Origin of the sequence: Saccharopolyspora sp. NPDC050642 (genome assembly GCF_040654735.1) — a bacterium.
Taxonomy (GTDB): domain Bacteria; phylum Actinomycetota; class Actinomycetes; order Mycobacteriales; family Pseudonocardiaceae; genus Saccharopolyspora; species Saccharopolyspora elongata.
Window position 1 is genome coordinate 164,034 of the sequence record NZ_JBFAIN010000015.1, and the last position, 22,544, is coordinate 186,577.

Below are 22,544 nucleotides of genomic sequence, written 5' to 3' on the forward strand. Positions count from 1 at the left end.
GCGCGATCAGATCACGAGCGCGTTCAGTTCCTTGGTTCGTGCACGCAGCCGCTCGAGATCGGCGAACGCATCTCGCAGCTCCCGGTGGTCGGAGTGGACCGCGGCCAACGACGACGAAGGCTCGTCCCAGCGGAGGACGACTTCGTCATCTCCCACGGTGATCCCCCGGGTGTTCAAGGCGGGGCCGAACTTCATCAGGGTCAGCTGGTCCACCGGTCCCGCGCACAGCAGCTCGATCGCCGCCATGAGCTCGCTCGCCTGGATGAGCGGAACGCCGGCGCCCACCACCGCCGCGCGGTCGTTCTCCGCCACCGCGTTGTTGAAGCAGTAACCGAGGTTGATCACCTTGGCGGCGCATCCGTAGCGGCGTTCCACCGCGTGCGCGAAGGAATCCACGAACGTGCAGGCGGCGGCGTAGTTCGCCTGCTTGATGGCCTTGAGGTACGAGTTGATGGACGAGAGGAAGAGCGCGATCTCCAGCGAGTCGCCGCCGAACACCTCCAGCAGCCGCACGCTCGCGTCGACCTTGCCCCGAAGCACGTCGTGGAATTCCGCCTCGGTCATCTTGGCCAGGCTCGCACCCGAGAAGACCAGTCCGGAGTGGATGACGCCGTGCACGCTCCCGAAACGCCGTTCGATCTCGTCCCGCGCCCGCCGGAGGGACTCGGTGCTGGTGGCGTCGGCCTGCAGGTAGAGCGGTGCGGGTCCGCCGGAGCCCGCTGCTGCGGCGATGGCGGCGTCGATGCGCGCGTCCCGCGGGCTTCGCCCGAGCCACACCACCTGCGCGCCGTACTGGCGGATCAAGTGCTCGCTGATGGCCGTTCCCAATCCACCAGCTCCGCCGACGATGACGTAGGTCCCGCCTTCCCGCAGCCGAGATGACGTCGGCGAACTGGGGCGAACGGTCGTCAGGTGCTGCCGGAACCACGTGCCGCTCCGACGAATCCGCATGTTGCCGTCCGGATCGGCGGGCAGGCTCAGCACGGCGGACAACGACGCGGTGTCGTACGCGTCCACGTCCACCACCCGCATCTTCCAGTTCGGGTACTCCTTCGCCACCGAGCCGGCCAGGCCCGCAACGCCGGCGTTGGTCGGATCGATCGGCTCGGCCTCGTGCACCTGGTGCGCGCGGTTCGTGATCACGGTCCACCCCAGGGAGCGGTTGCCGTAGCCGGCCCCGAGCAGCGCTTTCACCGTGCGGAAGACTTGCAGCGTGCCGGCGGTTTGGCCGTCGACGATGCCCTCACCGGATGCCGCCTCCGAGTACTCGGGTGCCGCCCAGATCAGGTGGTCGAGCGCGGGAGCGGACCGAATGGCGGTTTCGATGTCGTGCTGCGAACCGTGCGGTGGGACTGCCAGCACGTGCGCCGACGGGTACCTCGCGGCCAGGACGTCGCGCGCGTCCTGCGTCGCCGCGATGATGCCGACCGATTCGGCAGTCCGCGGCCAGGCCTCGGTCTCGACCTCGCGGGCCGGGGACCACGTGGGGAGCAGTGCGACAGCCTCCGACTTGCCCCCCTCGTCAGGGGCGGCCGTGCGCGCGGTGCGGCGGCCCGTGATCCCCCGGAGGGCGAGGCACACCTTGCCGCGATCGTCGGCCAGGTCGATGTCGATTCGTCCGGCGTCCCGGGCGTCGTCGCTCCAGCGAACCCAGGCCCACATCTTCTCGGAGCACGGCGCGAAGATCTCCGCCTTCTTGATGGAGAAGACCAACCCGACGTCGCGGTCCTCGTCGCCGGATCCGACGAGCAGCCTCATGCACTGCATCGCCGAATCCACCAGCGCCGGGTGCAGCGCGAAGCTGCGCGCGGTGTCCATCACCACGTCCGGCAGGTTCAGCTCCGCGAGCACCGCCCCTTCGGCCTCGTACACCGCGCCGCGGCCCTGGAACGCCGGACCGTACTCGATCCCGAGCTCCCGGTACTCCGCGTAGAAGCGTTCGGGTCCAGTCGCGGTGCGCCGGAAGTCCCGGAGCATCGCGGACAGGTCGATCACCGGCTGCGCCGACTGATCGGGGTGCGAAATCCCGCCCTGGCAATGGATCACCGACTCACCGCCGGCGTTCGCGGCACCCGCTGCCGCGGAATGCACCTCGAAGCGGGTCCCGCCGCCCTCCGGGCGAAGCTCCACCTGCAGCGCGCGTGGCCCCTCCGCCACGCCGAGGGGGCGCAGGAAGGCGATGTCGTGCAAGCAAACGGCGTCCCCGTCCGAGGCACCGGCGTTTTGCCGGGCAGCCGCGTAGGCCCATTGCAAGTACATCGCTCCCGGCACGATGGCGGTTCCCTGCACCCGGTGCTCGCGCAGGTAGAACTCGTCACCGGTGAGCGTCGTGCTGTCCGGCTGGCGGTCGCGGCTCGGCGATATGCCGCTCAGCAGCACGCCATTGGGCGATACATCGCCCGGCAATTCGTACTGGTTCCGGTCGAAGGGATAGACCGGCAACGACACGCGCCCGTAGCGCCCGTCCCGGAACAACTCGCCGAAATCGGGTGTCCGCCCGTCGAGGTACTCCGCGGCGAGGACGTGCGGCCGTCCGGCCGTCCCGACCGCGGTCTCCGCGGAATCGCCGGAAAGCCAAGCGGTGAGCGCACGTTCCAGCTCGGCCACATCGTCGACCACGCGGGCCCACCGGTGCTGGAAGTGCGTCCGCCCGAGCAGGAGCGTGTAGCTCACATCAGCGAGATCCAGATCCTGGCGCTCCCGGCATGCACGCGCGAGATCGGCCACCTGCTGGCGCAGGGCCTCCCCCGTTCGCGCCGACAGCGCGATCAGCCGGGCGCCTCCCGACCTGCTCCGCCGGGGCGATGCCGGTGCCTCCTCGATGACGACGTGGGCGTTCGTCCCGCTAGCACCGAGCGACGTGATCGCAGCGCGCCGCTTGCCGCCCTGCGGGACGACCCACTCCCTCGGCTCCGCGTGCACGTAGAACGGGCTGCCCTCCAGCGCGATGCCGGGGTTGGTCGTCCGGTAGTGCAGGAGACCGGGCATCGTCTCGTGCTTCATGGCCAGGAGCGTCTTGATGATCCCGATCACGCCGGCGGCGGCTTGGGCGTGGCCGATGTTGGCCTTGCTCGACCCCAGCGAGCAGAAGTGCTCCTCGCTCGTGTGGGCCCGGAACGCCCGGACGAGCGCGTTGAACTCCACCGGGTCGCCGAGCTTCGTCCCGGTGCCGTGCGCCTCGACCAGTTGTATCCCCTCGGGGTCGATCTCGAAGTCCCGGTAGATCTGCCCGATCAACTTCTCCTGGGAATTACCGTTCGGCGCGGTGATCCCGTTGGTCGTGCCGTCCTGGTTGATGCCGATCCCGCGGACCACGCCGTAGATGTGGTCCCCGTCGGCCTCGGCATCCGAAAGCCGCTTCAGGACCAGCGCTCCGACGCCTTCGGCCGGGACGAATCCGTCGGCGGCCTGGTCGAACGTGTGGCACCTTCCGGTCGGGGACAGCATCCCGGCGCGCGATCCCGCGATGTAGAGCCGGGGCGAGCACTGGACGAAGACACCGCCGGCGATCGCCAGATCTGCCTCCCCCGCCCACAATCCCTGGCACGCCAGGTACATGGACACCAGCGAACTGGAGCACGCGGTGTCGACGGCCATCGCCGGTCCGTGCAGGTCCAGGTAGTACGCCATCCTGGACGGCACCAGCGAGCTCATGTTTCCCCAGAACGCCTGCGCCGGGTACTCGGACGACGTCGTCAGGTCGAAGTAGTCACCGGCGCCGCAACCGACGTAGATCCCGCACCGCTCGCGGTCGAGCGACTCGCCCGCATGGCCCGCGTCCTCGAGCGCCTTCCACGCCTCCTGGAGGAACAACCGCTGCTGCGGCTCCATGTAGGAGGCTTCCACCCCGGAAATCCCGAAGAACAGCGGATCGAACTCGTAGATGCCGTCCATGAATCCGCCGTCCGCGCACCGGCTTCGGAGCGACGACAGGTCCCAGCGGGATGCCGCGGTCACCGGATCGCGGCCCTCGACCAGCTGGCGCCAGAACTCATCGACGTTCCGCGCACCCGGGAACCGGCCGCTCATGCCGATGATGGCAATGGGGTCGCTGCCCCGAGGCGCTTCGGTGGTCCTTGGCGCCTCGGTGGTGCGTGGCGCCTCGACGGTCCGTGGCGCTTCGATGACGCGTGGCGCCTCGACGGTCCGTGGCGCCTCGACGCGCGCAGGTTCGGCCGGAGCGGGGAGCGGGCTCGTCTCCGGTTCCTCGTCGGCTGTGATCGCGTCGCCGTGCTCCGCCAGAACGAATCTCACCAGCCGCCGGATGGAGGGGTTGTCGAACAGGACGCTGGGATCCAGATCGGTGCCCAGCGATTCGTTGAGCTGCTGCACCAGGTTGACGCCCGTGAGCGAGTCCAGCCCGTAGTCGGCGAACGGCTTGTCGTCTTCCAGTTCTTCCCTGCGGAGCTTCAACGAAGCCATCAGACTCCGGGTGAGGGCCTCTTCGACGTGCGTTTCGAGCGAGACTTCCCGATCGGCATTCCTCGGGGCGGAAAGCGACGCCGGCGCACCAACCCGCGCCACCACGGTCTGCAGCCCCAACGACCGGGCACGCTCGGCCGGGAAGTGCACCGCGTCGAATCCCTTGTCGCGGAGCACGTCTCGCCACGAGGCCGACGACAGCGCTGGGCCGCCATCGATGCGCCAGCTGTCCGTGAAGCGCCACCAGCCATCGAGGAACCCGAAGGTCAGGTGCGACCACAGCTCGTTCTCGGCGAGCTCGTTGAGCAGGAGGACACCGCCGGGGCGAAGCAGCGCCCGGGCGTGCTCGACGGATTCCACGACGTCCTTGGTCGCGTGCAGCACGTTGTTGGCGATGACGATGTCGTAGTGCCCCGTCGCGAACCCCTGCTCGCCGGGAGGCAATTCCACGTTGAACGTCTTGCACGTCAGGTACGGAACGCGCGGCGAGAACCGCTTTTCCGCTTCGATCAGGAACGCCTTGGAAATGTCGGTGTAGCAGTACTCCGCGATATCGCGCTCGAAGCCCTCCAACTGCTCGAACACGCAATCACTGGCGCTCCCGGTACCGGCGCCGATCTCCAGCACCCGGATCTCGGATCGCGCTCCGCGAAGGAGCTCCGCCACCTCGGAACGCACCGCGCCGGCCGTGATCGCGTTGAAGTAGTCGGCGGTCGCATTCCGCCGGTAGACCGCCTCGACGAGTTCCAGCGTCCCACCGGGGAACATGACGCTCGTGGCCGGCAGCTCTCCCGTCAGGATCGCCGGCATGGCCTCGATCATGCGCTCGACCAGCGCGGTCTTGGCTGCCAGCTCCGGATCGCTGCCGCGCCCCTCCTTCCACGCACGCCAGGTTCGCCACGCCTGATCGGTGTCCGGCGCGCCGTCCCGCGTCCGCAGGAAGTCGCCCTCCCGGACGAGCTCGCCGCCGTCCACCAGCACGTTCACGCTGTGGTCGAGCCATTTCGCGAAGCCGGGCGCGATCACGCCCGCCCCGGCCCGCTCGTACCGCGCGGGCTCGCGGAAGAGCCCGATCGTCGACAGCTGCGCGAGCATCAGCTGCCGCAGGATCCCGTTCATCTCGGCCGTGCTCTGCTGGTGCCGCGCCAGGAACCGTTCGACTCCACCGTCTCCGGCCCCGAGCAAAGCATCAGCGTCGACCGGCACGCTCCCGTGGGACGCGGCCGACTTCACCGCTTGCGCGGGCTGCCCCACCGGTTCCGCTGCCGCGGTCGGCCAGAACGGCTTCGTGTCGAACGGGTACGTCGGCAGGCTCACCCGTCCCGGCACCTGCGCGCCGTAGTACGAGTTCCAGGCGACATCGATGCCGCTGACCCACAGGGGTGCGACCTTCTCCCACTCGCCGCGCTCGAACCATTCCGCAGCGAGCTCCTGGAGTTGCTCGGTTCGGGCGAACAGCGATACCAGTTCGTCGTCCTGGCGCCGGACGGTGCCGGCGAAAGCCGCTTCCGGCACATTCCCTTCGACGAAGGCGCCGAGCTGCGCGGCCAATGTCTCGAAGTCGTCGGCGATGAACGCGATCCGGCTGGCCATTTCCCGCCGTCCGGTCTGCAGCGTGTACGCCAGCGACGCCAGGTCCCCGCGGTATTCCGGCAGGAACGCCAGGAGATCCCGGGCGAGGGCTTCGAGGCGTTCGCCGTCCCGTGCCGAGAGGACGACCAGATGCTCCCCGGAACTCCTCTCGGCGGAAGGCACCACGCGCGAACGCGGGGCCACCTGCTCGAGCACCACGTGCACATTGGTGCCGCCGACGCCGAACGAGCTCAGTCCCGCCCGCGGAGGCTCGGAACCCGTCCTGCTCAGCGGCAGGTTCTGGTCGACCACGAAGAACGGGGAGTTCTCCCAATCGATCTGCGTGTTCGGCACGTCGCAGTTCAGGGATCTCGGGACCTCGCCGTGGTGGAGGCTCAGGGCCAGCTTGATCAGACCGGCGATCCCGGCGGCGGCGTCAAGATGGCCGATGTTGCTCTTGACCGACCCGATCCCGCAGTACCGGCTCCGATCCGTGAAGTGCCGGTACGCCTCGGTCAACGCCGCGACCTCGATGGGATCGCCTAGCTTGGTGCCCGTGCCGTGCGCCTCGACGTAGCGGATCGACTCGGGGTCCACGCCCGACTTGTCCAGCGCCTTGCGGATGACGTCGACCTGGCCTCGTACGCTCGGGGCGTAGAACCCGGCCTTGTCACCGCCGTCGTTGTTGACCGCCACCCCGCGGATCAGGCAGTAGACGTGGTCTCCGTCGGCGAATGCATCGCGGGCGCGCTTGAGAACGACGACGCCCACCCCTTCACCGCCGGTCATGCCGTCGGCCGTGTCGTCGAACGGTTTGCAACGCCCGTCGCTCGAGAAGTTCAGGCCCGGCTGGTGCACGTAGCCCAGCTCCATCGTGGAGTAGAGGCTCGCCGCGCCGACCAGTGCCTGATCGACCTCGCTGGAGAGCAGTCCCTGGCACGCGAGGTGGAGTCCGCTCAAGGCCGAGGAGCAGTTGGTGCTCACAGCCATGCTGGGGCCGCTCAGCCCCAGCTTGCTCGAGATCATCGTGGGCACGCTGCCGCCCTGCGAGAGCAGCCAGGCCACGTACCCCTCATTGCTGGCCAGAACTCGCGCGCCCGCCGCGTTCTCCATCAGGCTCGGCAACAGCGCCTGGTAGAAGTTGTTGCTCGTCGACGTGAAGACGCTGGTGTTGGGAACGTCCTCCGGGCGGTATCCGGCGTCCTCCAACGCCTTCCACGCGTGCAGCAGCAGGAGACGTCCCTGCGGGTCCATGAGCTCGGCGTCGCGCGGCGAGATCCCGAAGAACGCCGGATCGAATTCCGCTTTGCCCTCGATGACCGCCCGCTGCGGCACGTACCCGGGCCGACCGATGAGCTCGTCCGGCACCCCGAGCGCACGCAGCTCCTCGGGCGACCAGAACGTGCTGCCGCCATTGCCTTCCTGAAGATTGCGCCAGAACTCCCGGGGGTTCTCGGCCCCGGGAAAGTGGCACGACATGCCGACCACTGCGATCGAGTCGTCGAGATACCCGTCATCGATGGCAGGCTCCTCCGCACGCCCGTCGGGAAGCGGATCGAGCTGCCGGGGCGCACTCTGCGCTGCCGCGTGCGCCGGGGATGCCGCTTCCGATGGCAGCAGCCCGGCCAGATGCCGAGCCATGGCCGCGATCGACGGGTTCGAGAACAGCGCCACCGGCCGCAGCCGGCACCCGAAGGTCCGGTTGATCTCCTCCACCACTTCGATGGCCGAGAAGGAGTCGCCGCCCGCCTCGAAGAACGCTTCGTCGCGGTCGACGTCCTCGCGGCCGAGCACCTCGCCGAAGATCTTGCGCACACTCCGCTCGACTCGGACCGCACCCGCGGCGGCATCGGAGGTGGATCGCACGACCGGCGCCTGCTCACCGGAGTCGCTCAGCCGCGCCCGATCGATCTTGCCGTTGGCCGTGAGCGGGAAGGATTCCAGCGCCACGAACGCACTCGGCACCATGTAGGCCGGGAGGGTCTTCTCCAGATGCGCGCGCAGCGCCTTGGTGTCGATGGCACGCCGACTGTCGCCGTGCACCGTGAAATACGCGGCGAGCCGTTCCGATCGGCCTTTGCGCTCCACCACGACAACGCTGTTCGCGACGTCCGGATGGCCGTTGAGCACCGCCTCGATCTCGCCGAGCTCGATGCGGTAACCGCGGAGCTTGATCTGGTTGTCCATCCGCCCGAGCAAGACGATTTCGCCGTTGGGCAGCCGGCGCGCCACGTCACCGGTCCGGTAGAGGCGCTCGCCGCGGACGAACGGGTTCTCGACGAAGCGCTGCGCCGTCAGGTCCTGCTTCCCGTGGTATCCCAGCGCGACGCCACGGCCTGAAATGCACAGTTCGCCCGGTACTCCGACGGGCACCGGCTGCATGTTCTCGTCGAGGACGTACAACCGCGTGTTCGCGATCGGCGTTCCGATGGTCACCGGCTCGTCGCGGCGCAACCGCCGCACCGTCGACCAGATCGTGGTTTCCGTCGGCCCGTACAGGTTCCAAGCCTCGCCACGGGATACGAGCTGGTCCTTGAGGTTCTCCGGCAACGCCTCCCCACCGCAGAGGATCTTGACCCCGCAGGCGTTCTGCCACCCCACGCGCAGCAGCATGGCCCAGGTAGCGGGGGTGGCCTGCATGAGAGTGGGCCGCCACTCGTCCACCTCCGCGGCGAGCAAGGTGGCGTCCTTGACCGTCGTCGAATCGCAGATGCGGCAATGTCCGCCGGTGATCAGCGGCAGGTACAGCTCCAAGCCGGCGATGTCGAAGCTGTACGTGGTGACGGCCAACAACCGGTCGCCCGCGGTCACCTCGAAGGTCCCGGCCATGGCCAGCAGGAAATTGGTCAGCGCCCGATGCGGGACCACCACTCCCTTGGGCTGTCCGGTGCTGCCCGAGGTGTAGATGGTGTACGCAACACCAGGCGTCGACTCGGGACGTGCGGCCTGCGGTTCCCGCACCTCGTCACCGCCGTCGTCCGGGCGGTCCGTCACGTAGAGCCTCGCCCCGTGCGTCTCCACCGCGGACAACGCGCCCATCACGGCCTCGTGGCAGACGACGAGCTCGGCCCCGCTGTCCCGGATCATGTACGAGAGGCGCTCGGCCGGGAAGTCGGGATCCAACGGCACGTACGCCGCGCCCCGCTTCATGATCGCGAGCAGACCCACGATCAGATCGAGCGAACGCTCGAAGCAAACCCCCACGTTGTCCCCGGCCCCGACGCCTCGGCGCAGCAGCGCATCGGCCAGCGCCGAGCTGCGATCGGCGAGTTCGCGGTAGGTCAGGGTCTGTTCCCCGCAGGTCACCGCAGGCGCGTCCGGACCCGATTCCGCCCGCTCCGCGAAGAGATCCCAGACCGTCCGGTCCTCGGGATGGTCGACGTCCGTGCGGTTCCACTCGTCCAGGAGGAGTCGTCGCTCGGCGGTGTCCAGGAGGTTCAACCGGCCGAGTTCGGCATGGCCGCCCGAAGCCACGACGCCACCGATCAGGTTGACGAAGTGGTCGGCCATCCGCGCAATGGTGGCGGCGGAAAAAGCGGCGGGGTGGTATTTCCAGATGAGTTCGAATCCGTCACCGGGAACCACGTCCAGCGTCAGGTCGTACTCACCGAGTTGGTGCAGACCTTCCACCACCCTGAACGGCCAGGTGTCGCGAAGCTCGTCCGCCAGGTTCTGCAAAGTTCCGACGAGGGAGAAGTTCTGGTAGTTGTAGGCGACCTGGAATACCGGCGACCGGAGGTCCGCATCGCGACCCCCGAGATCTCGCACGATGTGGGGGAATGGATAGGCCGCGTGGTCGATCGCCTCGAAAACCGTTGATTGCAGCCGCTGGGCGAACAGCGCGAATTCGTCCGATGCGACCGGTTTGCTTCGAATGGGCAGGGTGTTGATGAAATAGCCGACCGACGAGTCGAAGCGCTCCGACGGGCGCCCGGACACCGGCATTCCGATGACGATGTCCTCCTGCCCCGTGTACCGGTGGAGCAATGTCTTGAATACAGCGAGCAGGAAAACTCCGGGAATGATCCCGTTCGACGCGGCGAACGAGGCGATGACATCGGCCTGCTCTTTCGACAACCGCCGAGTGCACACCTCGCCTTCGTGCGGCGCGTCAGGAGCCAGCGTCGCCTCGGTGGGCAAACCGGTGAGCGGAATTCTGCCGGCGAGTTCCCGCTTCCAGAAATCCCGGTCGCGCTCGGCGCGCGCGCTATCGAGATACTCGTCCTCCCACGCGACGAACTCGCCGAACTCCGCGGCGCCGGGCTGGGACGATGGTTCACGGCCACCGACCCGGGCCTGGTAGGCGCGCAGGAAGGTGTCGAGCACGAGGCACAGCGACGGCCCGTCGAGAATGATGTGGTGGACGACCACGAGGACGTACACCTCGGACTCGGCACGACGCAGCACAGACAGCCGGATCAGGGGCTCGTCGGCCAGGTCGAACGGTCGCTGCGCTCTCCGCTTCAGGTGCTCGAGCACATCATCGGCGGGAACATCCGAGATGTCCGCATGTTCGACCTGCAGACGATCGGCGCCACCAGGCGACAAAGAAGGCCCGCCGACCCCTTCTCGGACGGCTGCCGAAAGAATCGGGTACCGCGAAACCGTATCGCGGAATGCGTCCTCAAGAGCGGCTTGGTCGACGTGCTCGCACGATAGGCATACCGGCACGTTGTACGAATACGTGTCCGGCTCCATCTTGTGCAGCGCCCACAAACCGCGCTGCCCTTCCGACAGGGGACGTTTTGCGTGCTCCACCAACTCGGCGAGCAAATCCGTTGTCGAAAGCGCGCCCGCGTCGTACCGCCGAACGATTTCATTAAGTCGCATGCCAACTTGCCCATCAGACGAGGTAGGCAGATCCTCCGCCCGTGCGGCCGGGTTGCCGCCGGCACCTCCGGACCTGTTCTCAGGTAGGCGACTGGAAGGCATGAGTGCCCTTTCTGGAAGAAACCGCGCTGGGCTGGCTGCCGTACCCACCGATGCTGTCAGATCCCGGGGAGGGCGACACCGCCTCGGTGGCGTGTCCTTCAGGGGTGCCCGTATGGCCACCCATGCCGACACCCTCTTTCGAACGGGCTTTGAAACAGCACGGCGGCACATTGAGCGTTTTCATCCTGGTCTGCGGCGTCAGGTCAGGTCCGGAACGCACAGGGGTCGTGAGTGCCTATGGTCGCCACAGCAGCCATGACCACTCACGACGCAGAGGCACAGGCATTCCGCGCACAGGACGAAAAAGCTCATCGATTTCGATACCGGTTTTCAGCACGGCCGCTCAACGCGTTCGGCACCGAATGCGGAGTTCGCCATGTGATCGGCGAGGCCGGAGGCGAATGATTTCCGCCCGGATCAGATATGCGGCGCCGTCGTCCGGCCTGGCCGACCAGCACGTCGACGACTTCGTGAGATATCAGCAGCCGGTCGCACCTGGAGCACCACGATCGCGGACCGGCCGTCGCGGCCAGGACGTTGCCAACGACGCTTTGAGCCCGGCCGGTGCTGGTCCCTCGGCCCGCACGGCGAGGTCGACCGCGTATCGGGCGGGATCATCGCTGGCCGACCGGGCCGCGCAGTCCACATAGGCCGGAGGAAGTCGGCCGGATTTCAGGACCGGGGAGAACCGAGCCGCGAGCGCGGCTCGCTCAGGGGCACGTGGGGCCCTGAGCCGGATGAGATCATCTCTGGCCGGATTCCCGGCACCGGCCTAGGCCCCACACCCGCATGCCCCACCCGACCCCGCACGCCGACCCCGGCGACCACCCGGAAGCGGTCTCAGCTCGCCCAATGCAGCGTGGTCGTACCGACGCCGGCCTGCGGGGGGAAGGCGCAGTTCATGCTGAACGATCGCGGCTCAGCTGTCCGAGTTCGCCGCCCCGGACATCGACACGCGGCTCACCACGTGGTCGACGAGGCCGTACTCCTGGGCCTCGGTCGCGGTGAACCAGCGGTCCCGGTCGGCGTCCGCGAGGATCTTCTCGATGGGCTGGCCGGTCTGCTCCGCGGTGAGCCGGGCCAGTTCGTGCTTCTGCTTGACGAACAGGTCGGCCTGGATGGCGATGTCGGACGCGGTACCACCGACGCCAGCCAACGGCTGGTGCATCAGGATGCGCGCGTGCGGCAACGAGTACCGCTTGCCCGGCGTCCCCGAGGAGAGCAGGAACTGACCCGCGGAAGCCGCCATTCCCAGCGCGAAGGTCGCCACGTCCGGCTCGATGAGCTGCATCGTGTCGTACATGGCGAACGCGGCCGACACCGCACCGCCCGGCGAGTTGATGTAGAACCGGATGTCGGACTTCGGGTCCTCGGCCGCCAGCAGCAGCAGCTGCGCGGTGATCCGGCCCGCCGCGTCGTCGTCAACCTGGGAATTGAGCACGACGATGCGTTCCTGGAGCAGTCGCTCGTACACCGAGTCGGTCAGGTTGAGACCACCGGTCCGCATGCTCAGTTTGTGGTCGTGCGTCACGTCTACCTACCTTCTCGTCGCCCGTACCGCATGCCGCCCGGTCAGGACTGACTGATCTTGCGACATTACGTGACCAACCCTAACCAACATGCGCGGCATGGAACGCCGAACCCCGCCCACTTTCGCTCAGAGCGTGACCCGGCCGGGGCGTCCCCGTCCGCTCGGCAGCCGATGAGGTCAGCGGAGGTGGTCGGCGCTGATCACGTGCTGCCGGTGCGCCGGATCAGCATCCCCGGCGGAGGGCCTCGTGCTGGTGCTGAACGCGTGGTGGCCGCACCAGCAGCAGCGCCCCCTCACACAGCCGAAGGCCAGGTGGCGTACTGCCGCAGGCCGTACAGCAGCGGCGGCTCCTGGCGGTACGTCACCGCCGCGACCTCGCCCAGCACGATCACGTGATCGCTGGCGACCGTGGTCTTGGTGACCTCGCACTCGGCAATGGCATGGGCGTGCTCCACGAGATGGGGAAGGCCCAAGCGCTGGGTCGGCGCCCAGGGCAGCGAGGAGAACCGGTCGGGGGCGCCCGAGGAGAAGACCTCCGCGGCGTGGCGTCCCTGGCTGTGGAGCAGGTTGACCGCGAATCGACCCCGGTCCCGGATGATGGCGAGAGTTCCACTGCGGTTGGAAACGCAGATCAGGAGCGTCGGTGGCGCCAAGCCGACGCTGCAAAGCGATGAGCAGGTGAAGCCGTGGGGTTCGCCGGTGCGGTCCGTGACGGTGACCACGGCGACGCCGCTGGGGAACGCGCTCATCAGTTCCTTGAACGCTGCCGCGTCCTGCTGTACCGGGCTGTCGAGGGCACTGGCCGGCACGCTGTCTGGCATCAGGTGGGTCCCTTCGGTCGTCGGTCCACTCGCCGTGACGGACTGCCGATCAAGACGATATAGAGCCGTGCGGAGTCCGCGAGTGCCTAAACGGCGCCCCCCGAGATGGGCATCGGGAAGGCGCGCGAAGGGCACCGGAGTGCTGGTCCGGCGGCATCACGGGGGAGTCCCCGACCGGTGTATTCCATTGGAGCGTCACCGAACGGCTACCCCACCCGTAGTCGTTCGGCGGCTCCTTCCGGGGTTGGTCAGATCCTCCCGCGCTGGTGATCCTCGGCATGCCACGTGGCACGCAACCGATGGACAGGAGCCTGGGCATGACCGATCTCGCCGCGCGCCGCCTGGACGCCCGGATCGATTCGCTGTTCGAGGTGCTCCGGGACAACGCCGAGCGCGCGCCGGGTGCCACGGCTCTCCGATTCCTGCCTCCTGGTCACTCGCCAGGCGATCGCGGCGTGGCCCTCAGCCGCGGGGAGCTGGACCTGCGGGCGCGCTCCGTCGCGGCGGCGCTGCAGCAGGAGGGCATCGCAGGCGCGCGGGTATTGCTGCTGCTGCCGCCCGGCCCGCATTTCCTCGCTGGATTCCTCGGATGCCTGTACGCGGGCGTAGCGGCCGTGCCGTGCTCACCGGACATCGGCGATGCCACGCAAGACGCGGCCGACCGGTTGATCGCCATGGCGGCGGACGCCGACGTGGCAGCCGTGCTCACCACCGAAGATCTCGCGCCGGCGTTGCGCGACAGGTGGGGAGACCTCGCGCCGCCCGGAGTGTGGTTCAACGTCGATGCGCTGGGCGAGGACCACGCACGGCTCTGGGTTCCGCCCCGGGCCGTCGCGGATGACCTGGCACTGCTGCAGTACACCTCGGGATCGACCGGCCGGCCGAAGGGCGTGGCGGTGTCGGTCGGCAACCTCGCGGCCCAGATCGCCAACTTCCGGGCGCTCACCGAACTCCCGGCGGGCGGCAACGTCGTGTGCTGGATGTCGTCGCTCCACGCGCTCGGGCTCGGACAGGTGCTGCTCGCGCAGCTGGCGGGCGGCGAGGCCGTGCTGATGACGCCGGAGGACTTCGTCGCCGATCCCTTCCGGTGGCTGGCGGCGATCTCGGCGACCGAGGGACCGGTGTTCAGCGGAGGCCCGAACTTCGCGTACGAGCGGTGCTGCAGCTTGATCGGCGAGGACCAGCGGGCAGAGCTCGACTTGTCCGGCTGGGACGTCGCGCTCATCGGCGGCGAGCGAGTTCAGGAAGCCACCCTCGAACGGTTCGTCAGCTCCTTCGGGCCGGCCGGTTTCCGGCGCACTTCGTTGTTCCCGGCGTACGGCCTCACCGAGACCATGCAGATCGTCGTGGGCAAGCGCAAACCCGACGCGCTCAGCGTTGCGGTCGATGCCGCCGAGCTGGAGCGGGGTCGTGCCGAGCTGGTGCCGGCGGAGGGCTCCGCGCGGGCGCAAGAACTCGTGGGTTGCGGGGGCGCCGGGCCGTTCGGGCGCGTGCTCGTCGTGGACACCGAGTCCCGCACCGAGTGCGCCGCCGGTCAGGTGGGCGAGGTCTGGGTGAGCGGCCCGGTCGTCTGCCAGGAGTACTGGAACCGGCCGTCGGAGACGGCCGAGACCTTCGGCGGCACCCTGGCCGACGGGGACGGTCCGTTCGTCCGGACCGGCGATCTCGCGTTCTTCCACGACGGCGACCTCGTGCCCTGCGGCCGGCTCAAGGAACTGATCATCATCAACGGCCGCAACCTGTACCCGCAGGACATCGAGGGCGCGGCCCAGCGGGTCTCCCCCTCGCTCGCGAGCCTCCCGGTCGCGGCCTTCTCGGTCGATTCGGAGGACGGGGAGCGGCTCGTCGTCGTGCAGGCGGTGGAGTCGAGCGCCAACGCCGACTTGGCCGGCCTCGCCGAGCGAATCCGCTTGGGGGTCACGAGCGCGCACCAGGTCGAGGTGCACGAGGTCGTCCTCGTCGAGCCGGCGGCGGTCCCGCGCACGCAGAGCGGAAAGGTCCGGCGGCGCGGCTGCCGGGATTCCTACCTCAACGGCGAGCTCGTACCGCTGGCGACGAGCACGCGGGTGGCGCCTGCCGCCGAGCCCACCGCCGCCAGGTCGGCCATGGGCGACCTGCTGCTCGCGATGCCGCCCGAGGTCCGGGCTTCCGCCGTCACCACGGAGCTGCGCAGGCGGATCGCGTCCGCGCTGGGCGTGAGCTGGCAAGCACTGCCCGAGGACAAGCCGCTGATCGGTTTGGGCATGGAGTCGGTGCGCATGATCAGGCTGCGCCACGACGTCGAACGGGACTACGGGGTCTCCCTCCCCATGTCCGAATTCATGAACGGAACCGTCCAGGACCTGTCCCTGGTGGTGCTGCGCGAAGTCGGCGACCAGGAAGGCGACTGAGCCGACCGGACCGGGCGGCGCCATCGCAATTCGCCCACGCCGTCCTGCCCATGGCCGCGAACAACCAGCCGAGCAGCATCCCGCAGTGAAGGACCCACCGCGTGAACAACGAAGAAACTCCCCTGTCGCCCCGGCTGCCGGTCGGCACCCGCTACCTGCCCGGCTACTTGTTCCTGGTGGTGCTGCCCCTCGTCGCGGTCGTCGCGCTGGTCCAGTCGTTGGGGAACAGCGGTGTCGCCGCCCTGCCAGGAGCGGATTCGATCGTGTCCAGCGGGCACCGGCTGCTGCTGGCCATCGCGGTCATCCTCGCCGTGACCAGGCTGTTCGGCGCGCTCCTGCGACTGGTCGGCCAGCCGAGCGTGGTCGGCGAGATCACCGCGGGGATCATCCTCGGCCCCTCCGTCCTCGGGCTGCTGCTCCCGGAGGCAACGGCGTGGCTGTTCCCCGCGGACGTGGTGCCCTCGCTGGAAACGCTGTCGCAGTTCGGCGTCATCCTGTTCATGTTCCTGGTCGGCAGGGAGATGCCGCTCGACCTGCTCCGCCGCAGCGGTGGCACCGCGCTGGCGCTGGCGCAGGTGAGCACCGTCATCCCCTTCCTGTTCGGCGCGCTGCTCGCGGCCTGGGCGCTGGGCGACTACCGGACGAACGGCACGCCTCTGCTGGCGCTGGTGCTCTTCGTCGGCGTGGCCTTCGCGATCACGGCTTTCCCTGTGCTGGCACGGATCCTGCACGAGCAGAAGCTGGCGGACACCCCGGTCGGCACGCTCGGTCTGGCCACGGCAGGAGCGGGAGACGCCATCGCGTGGTGCCTGCTCATGGTCGTCAGCGCGGTGATCGGCAATGGATCGCTCCTGTCGGCGTTCGTCGCCTGCGCGCTGGTGATCGGTTACGGCGGCGCTCTGATCGCCTTCGTGCGTCCCGCGATGCCCCGGCTGGTGGCGGCGTTCGAGCGGTCCGGTCACACGGCGGTGGCCGCGTTCCTGTTGTGCTGCGTGTTCGCCTCCGCGTGGATCACCGATTCGATCGGTGCCCATGCGATCTTCGGGGCGGTCCTGGCCGGTCTGATCCTGCCGCGCGACTCGGCCACGGTCCGCGAGGTGCTCGGCAAGATCGAGGGGCTGACGATGTGGCTGCTGCTCCCCCTGTTCTTCGCCGTGGTCGGGCTCAAGCTGGATCTCGCGAGCATCGGCGGGCCCGCGGACTGGGGGATCCTCGCGCTGATCATCGTCGTCGCGGCGGTGGGCAAGATCGCCGGTGTCGCGGTCTTCGCCCGGCTGCTCGGCCACGACTGGCGGTCGTCGACCGGTCTGGGGCTGATGATGAACTGCCGAGGCGTCACCGAGTTGATCGTGTTGCAGATCGGGCTGTCCCTCGGGGTCCTGTCGCCTCGCCTGTTCACCATGCTGACCTGCATGGCGCTGGTGACCACGGCGGTCACCGGACCGCTGCTGCGGCGGCTCCAGCTGCACACCGCTCCCGCGAGAAGCGCGGCGTGACGAAAGTCGACCTGCTTCGGGAACAAGGGCTGGAGAACATGGACATCGCAGAGGAATGGCTGTTGGCCGACTCCGCCTGGTGGGGCGGCCGCAGCTGGTTCGGCCGGTGCGCCCTGCGCCTCCGCAACGGTGAACCTGCCGGTTCCGCGCCTGTCGCCGCCGAAGATGTTCCGGCCGGCGCCCGGACGAGGCGACTCGGCGGCACTGTCCTTCCTGGACTGCGCGATGCGCACGTGCACTCCGGGCTGGTGGACCTCCGTTCGGTTCGATCCGGGGGGATCGCCGAAGTGCACGATCTCGGCAGCGCCCCCGATGTGCTCGCGGCCCTGCGCGTCGACGACCCGACCTTGCCGAGGGCGCAGGTGGTCGGTGCCTTCCTGACGGCTCCGCGCGGCTATCCCAGTGACAGGTCCTGGGCCGCTGCCGGGAGTTTCCGCGAAGTGCTTTCCCCGCTCGACGCCGAGGCCGCTGTGGGCGAGCAGCAGCAGGTCGGCGCACATGCCATCAAGGTCGCGCTGAACTCCGACGCGGGCCCCGTGCTTCGGGACTCCGCGCTCGCGGCGATCGTCTCCGCCGCACATGACGCCGGTCTCCCCGTCATCGCGCACGTCGAAGGCGAAGGCACCATGCGGCAGGCCTACGACAAGGGCATCGACCGGCTGGCGCACACCCCGTGGACAGAACGCGTCGATGAAGGACTCCTCGCCGATGCGGCACAGCGGATGAGCTGGATCAGCACCCTGGACATCCACGGCTTCGGCACCGACACCCCGCAGCTGCGCACGGCGACGGACAACCTGCGGCGCTTCGTCGAGCACGGCGGAACCATCCACTACGGAACGGACCTGGGCAACGGGCCGCTGCCGCCGGGCGTCAACCCCCGCGAGGTCACCGCGCTGCTGGCCGCCGGGCTCACACCCGACGACGTGCTCACCGCCATGACCGATCTGCGCAGTCCGGTCCCACCGTGCTGGGTTCCCGGCGGGCTCGACCGGACCCCCTCGCGCTTCGCCGACTCGCTCAGCTCCGCACAGGTAGTGGATCCGGTCGCACCGGACCTCCCCGCCTGATCCGTCATCGGAAGGTGAGGAACACATGCTCAGGCACGCCGATCTCCTGGAGAAGGCACGCGTTCTGGACGAAGCCGATCCGCTGCGCGGCTTCCGGGACCGGTTCCTGATCCCGGAGGACAGCGATGTCGTCGCCTACTTCGACGGCAACTCCCTGGGACGCCCCGCCCTGGCCACCGCCGAGCGGATGGACCGCTTCATCCGCGAGCAGTGGGGGCGGCAGCTGATCCGCGGCTGGACCGACGGTTGGTTCGACTGGCCCGAAGAGATCGGGAACCGCCTCGGCCGGGTGGCCCTCGGCGCGGCGCCCGGCCAGGTCCTGGTCGCCGACTCGACCACCGTGCTGCTCTACAAGCTCGCCCGCGCCGCCGTGGATGCCCGACCCGGCCGCGACGAGATCGTCATCGACACCGACAACTTCCCCACCGATCGCTACGTTCTCGAAGGCATCGCCGCCGAGCGAGGTCTGAACCTCAGGTGGATCGACACCGACCCCGCCGAGGGCATCACCGCCGAACAGGTCGCGGGCGCGGTCGGCCCGAACACCGCACTCGTCGTGTTCAGCCACGTCGCCTACCGATCCGGGTACGTGGCCGACGCCGAAGCGATCACCCGCACCGCCCAGGACGCGGGCGCGCTGGTGCTCTGGGACCTCAGCCACTCCGTCGGCGCCGTCCCCGTCCACCTCGACTCCTGGAACGCCGACTTCGCCGTCGGCTGCACCTACAAGTACCTCAACGGCGGCCCCGGATCCCCCGCGTTCGGCTACCTCAACCGGCGCCACCGCGGTCACGCGCGACAACCCATCTGGGGCTGGATCGGGCACCGCGACCCGCTCGCGATGGGTCCCGGATACCAACCCGTCGACGGTGTGCGCAGCATGCTCAGCGGCACTCCCCCGATCCTGGGCATGCTGCCGCTGCTGACCGGCCTCGACATGCTCGAAGAGGCCGGCATCGAAGCGGTCCGCGCCAAATCGCTCCGGCTGACCGACTACGCCCTCGAACTGGCCGACGCCTGGCTGCTCGACCACGGCGTGGCACTGGCCTCGCCGCGCGACCCCGAACGTCGAGGTGGCCACATCACGCTGCGCCGAGAGGACTTCCGCGAGATCAACGACCGGCTCTGGCAACGCGGCGTCATCCCGGACTTCCGCGCTCCCGACGGCATCCGCATCGGCCTGGCACCGCTGGGCACCAGCTTCACCGAAGTCCACCGTGGACTGTCGATGCTCGCCGAACTCGTCGGCGCCCGCAGCGACCCGCTCGACGGATTGGGTCCGACTTCGACCATTTCTTGACGTCGTCGCCGACGCCTTGAGGTGCACGAGGTGACGATGTCCCGGACTTGGTGACCTGCGTTTCGAGTGCGCGAAAGGGCAGTTCCCGCTGTTTTCTTTGATCAAGCGGCCCGGTCGGCAATGCTTGACATTGGGAGACCAGGGAGAGTCGCGGACATGAACAGCGAGGCAGGGATCCGGCCGCGTCGCGTTGATCTCGCCGTGAGTGCTGTTCTGGAAGGGCGGTCGACCCGACTCCGACTCCCCTGCCGAGGACCAAAGCGATCGATACCTCCACCGCCACGCTGGCCCCGAACCATCCACAAGGCTCTGACCTGGGATGATGAGTGCCCCCGGTCGGGTTCGAACCGACACCTGGACGTTTCCAAGGCTTGCCGTGCTGGAGTGTAGCTGATCGCGCTGAGCTGCGGTTATTCCGACGCCGACACGTGGTTCACCGCAGTTCAGCATGCCACGCGGCGGATCATAAACCATGGATAAGTCATGGCTTCGCAGGAGCTCGAAGCACGGTTGGCCATGTACCGGATCTCCGACCGGCTGCCGTGGCAGCGGCCAGCCATGGCCATGAGTGGGGAGGAGGAGGCCTCGAGCTCAGGACCCAGCCCCATGCTCCACTGCACGTTGCAATGCCTCGAAGATGGGACGAGGCCGGCAGCAGACTCGCCCGCGCACGTACTGCAGACACTCCGTGCCCTAGACGTCCTGGGATCTGCTCAGCTCGGGGGAGACGTTCTTTCGTGGACGAGACTCCCGGCTTGGTGCGATTGTCATCCAGTACACGTGGTTGACGCGGCCCACATCAACGACCCCGCAGGACAGCTGATAGATCGCCCAGCGTTCCAGGAGCTTGAGGTCCTTCACAACAGATCGGTAGCTCAAACCTTCCGAGTTGATCCGGAACTGCCCCCAGGTGCCCTTTTCTTTTGGCAGCACACCACTTGCCCTGATCCTCTGCTCGACGAACTCCGCTCGGCCACGCACCGATCGAGGAACCACATCGGAAACGGCGCTGACATCTACCGCCCACGCATCGACACCGCGCATTTCGCCGACAGGTTCAAGAACCGCTTTCTGCTGGTCGTCGAGATTTGCGATCTTACTTGCCAGCCGAGGAAGTGCGACGAGCCTGACAGCACCGGATTCGGGCGCGAATTCCAGCGGGAGATCCACATGAGCCCCGTACAGAGGGCTACCCAGCCGAGTTTTCTTCCCTATGCACTCGAGCGCTTCCAACCCTTTGGAGTAGAGCCACCCAAACACGACTCGAGGATCGGTTTCTTCGGCCACCTTCGGCGGCACGTGAACCGAACACCAGTAGCCCCATTCTCCGCTCATCACATAACCATCCGGCCCAATGAAGTCCTCGTGCCTCACCTTCCAGGGAAATTGAAGAGAAATGGTGACATCGCGCCTGCCGTAGTGTTCCCCCAGCCAGGAATTCAGGTCCACAGTGGCATTAAGTGCCCGAGATACAGCGTCCAGAGCGGGAACAGCGAAGGAGCCGGAAATCCGCCCGACCCACCATATATCTGCCCACTCCGGGCCTTTCGGGTCATCAGGGGCCCCGATAATGAGGCTGATTTCGCTCGGCTCGTTCATCGGCAACTCTTTCGTTGACCAGGTGGGCACACCCCATAGATCCGCTTGTTGCGCACGTACTCCCACATTCTACCTGCCACTTGGCCGAAAAAGGACCATACATCCGGTACTTGCACACGAATCGCATAGCGTGGCTAGCGCGGTCAACCACCAAGGTATCGATTCTTGTTTCGCTTCTTCCTCCACAAACGCTCCATACCCACTGCAACATAACTGACCAACGTGATCGCCGTAGCGATTGCGATCGCGATTGCCAGCTCTTCAAGACTGGTCGGGACCGCCATGATCGCCGTCAACACAACGCACAGCAGGAAAACGCCGGCCCAGCCGAGGAAGTTCACCGCTAGTCCCCTCACCGGATCCTCCACATGCAGTACCCGGTCTCGGTCGTGCCGCTGGCGGTTGCGTCGATCAGGCGTAGCCGGTTGGTGTTGGTACCGGCGTTGGGTTGGGTTCCGGTCGGGCAGCCGGTGGGTGCGCTGGTGAAGTCGTAGGTGTAGTGGTGTCCGGTCACCCACGCGTCGGTGAGGCGTCCGACGGCGTCGTAGGGCACGAGAGCGCACGTCAGCACCAGGACGAGCAGGGACCATTCCGAAACTCCTCGAAGAATCGGTGCAGGCCCCACAGCCCGCGCCAAGAAAGCGCTCAAATCTTCACCAGATGACCACCGGAACACCAATACGACAAAAGGGTGATAGCCGACAGTGACGAAGCCGGCTCGATGCGTAATGGCCATCGTAGGCGGCCACGCATGTGCCGGAACTGAAAATTCCTGTGGGAGAGGGTTTTTCGAGTAACGTCCGATGTGGTCGCGTCGATAGAGGCGGCGACACACCAGTTCTCGGTGCCATGGGAGCGCTGAGCGACAACCGCATACCTGGCCGCTGCTGACCAGGAGCAGAAAGGGCCAGGCCGTGCGTTCGCTCATTCGCAGGTCTCGCACATCCACGCCACCGTCACCGGAACCACCGGCGATGGCCACGCCGTCGATCCTGGACGAGTACGTGACCAGCGCGCCCTCACCACAGAACGCCGTCGACCTCTTCGCCGGCGAGTGGTCTTCCCAGCTGCCCGCACCGCTGCAGCACGTCCAGGCGGGCCCCCTTCCACTGTTCGACGATGCCCGCGTCACGTGGGCCATCGAGTGCTTCGGTGGTGTGGCGGGCAGCCGCGTGCTCGAACTCGGACCGCTCGAAGGTGGGCACACCTACCAGCTCCACACCGCCGGCGCCGACATCGTCGCTGTCGAAGCGCAAACCCGCGCCTACCTGAAATGCCTCATCGCCAAGGAACTGCTCGGCATGCCCCGGGCCCGATTCCTGCTGGGCGACTTCACACCGTACCTCCGCGACACCGACGAGCGCTTCGACATCTGCTTCGCCAGCGGCGTGCTCTACCACATGCGCAACCC

12 protein-coding genes are annotated in these 22,544 nt (G+C 67.8%); 6 read left to right on the forward strand and 6 right to left on the reverse strand.

Annotation, left to right across the window (positions count from 1 at the left end; all coding sequences use genetic code 11):
• Positions 1-6: 6 nt before the first annotated feature.
• On the reverse strand, positions 7-11,097 hold the full coding sequence (locus tag AB0H93_RS23660; protein ID WP_358575235.1) for an amino acid adenylation domain-containing protein: 11,091 nt from the start codon (positions 11,095-11,097) through the stop codon (positions 7-9).
• Between the two features lie 84 nt (positions 11,098-11,181).
• Here AB0H93_RS23660 and AB0H93_RS23665 point away from each other — a divergent pair, with 84 nt between their 5' ends.
• Entirely contained in the window at positions 11,182-11,331 is a 150-nt protein-coding gene (locus tag AB0H93_RS23665; protein ID WP_358575237.1) for a hypothetical protein, read from the forward strand.
• 514 nt (positions 11,332-11,845) lie between these two features.
• Here AB0H93_RS23665 and AB0H93_RS23670 read toward each other — a convergent pair.
• The gene (locus tag AB0H93_RS23670) at positions 11,846-12,433 is read right to left on the reverse strand and encodes an ATP-dependent Clp protease proteolytic subunit (RefSeq protein WP_358575257.1); all 588 of its coding nucleotides are present in this window, start codon (positions 12,431-12,433) and stop codon (positions 11,846-11,848) included.
• 317 nt (positions 12,434-12,750) lie between these two features.
• On the reverse strand, positions 12,751-13,278 hold the full coding sequence (locus AB0H93_RS23675) for a flavin reductase family protein (RefSeq protein WP_358575238.1): 528 nt from the start codon (positions 13,276-13,278) through the stop codon (positions 12,751-12,753).
• 317 nt (positions 13,279-13,595) lie between these two features.
• Between AB0H93_RS23675 and AB0H93_RS23680 the strand changes: the two genes are divergently transcribed.
• The 4 genes from AB0H93_RS23680 to kynU all read left to right on the forward strand — a co-directional run bounded on the left by AB0H93_RS23680 (position 13,596) and on the right by kynU (position 19,534).
• The gene (locus tag AB0H93_RS23680) at positions 13,596-15,668 is read left to right on the forward strand and encodes an AMP-binding protein (protein WP_358575240.1); all 2,073 of its coding nucleotides are present in this window, start codon (positions 13,596-13,598) and stop codon (positions 15,666-15,668) included.
• A 101-nt stretch (positions 15,669-15,769) separates the two neighbouring features.
• Positions 15,770-17,164 (forward strand): cation:proton antiporter, encoded by a 1,395-nt coding sequence (locus tag AB0H93_RS23685; RefSeq protein WP_358575241.1) that lies wholly within the window; start codon positions 15,770-15,772, stop codon positions 17,162-17,164.
• Positions 17,161-18,234 (forward strand): amidohydrolase family protein, encoded by a 1,074-nt coding sequence (locus AB0H93_RS23690; RefSeq protein WP_358575242.1) that lies wholly within the window; start codon positions 17,161-17,163, stop codon positions 18,232-18,234. The genes AB0H93_RS23685 and AB0H93_RS23690 overlap by 4 nt, the downstream gene beginning before the upstream one ends.
• Before the next feature lie 25 nt (positions 18,235-18,259).
• Positions 18,260-19,534, forward strand: a complete 1,275-nt coding sequence (kynU, locus tag AB0H93_RS23695; protein WP_358575243.1) for a kynureninase — start codon at positions 18,260-18,262, stop codon at positions 19,532-19,534.
• A 693-nt stretch (positions 19,535-20,227) separates the two neighbouring features.
• Here the strand turns inward: kynU and AB0H93_RS23700 are convergent.
• The 3 genes from AB0H93_RS23700 to AB0H93_RS23710 form a co-directional block, all read right to left on the reverse strand.
• Positions 20,228-21,133 carry a hypothetical protein gene (locus AB0H93_RS23700; protein WP_358575244.1) on the reverse strand — a complete coding sequence of 302 codons (906 nt, stop codon included), beginning with the start codon at positions 21,131-21,133 and terminating at the stop codon, positions 20,228-20,230.
• 143 nt (positions 21,134-21,276) lie between these two features.
• The gene (locus AB0H93_RS23705; protein ID WP_358575246.1) at positions 21,277-21,474 is read right to left on the reverse strand and encodes a hypothetical protein; all 198 of its coding nucleotides are present in this window, start codon (positions 21,472-21,474) and stop codon (positions 21,277-21,279) included.
• An 11-nt stretch (positions 21,475-21,485) separates the two neighbouring features.
• Entirely contained in the window at positions 21,486-21,704 is a 219-nt protein-coding gene (locus tag AB0H93_RS23710; protein ID WP_358575247.1) for a hypothetical protein, read from the reverse strand.
• 403 nt (positions 21,705-22,107) lie between these two features.
• Between AB0H93_RS23710 and AB0H93_RS23715 the strand changes: the two genes are divergently transcribed.
• Positions 22,108-22,544 (forward strand): class I SAM-dependent methyltransferase (locus tag AB0H93_RS23715; protein ID WP_358575248.1); only part of this gene is annotated, 437 nt, incomplete at its 3' end.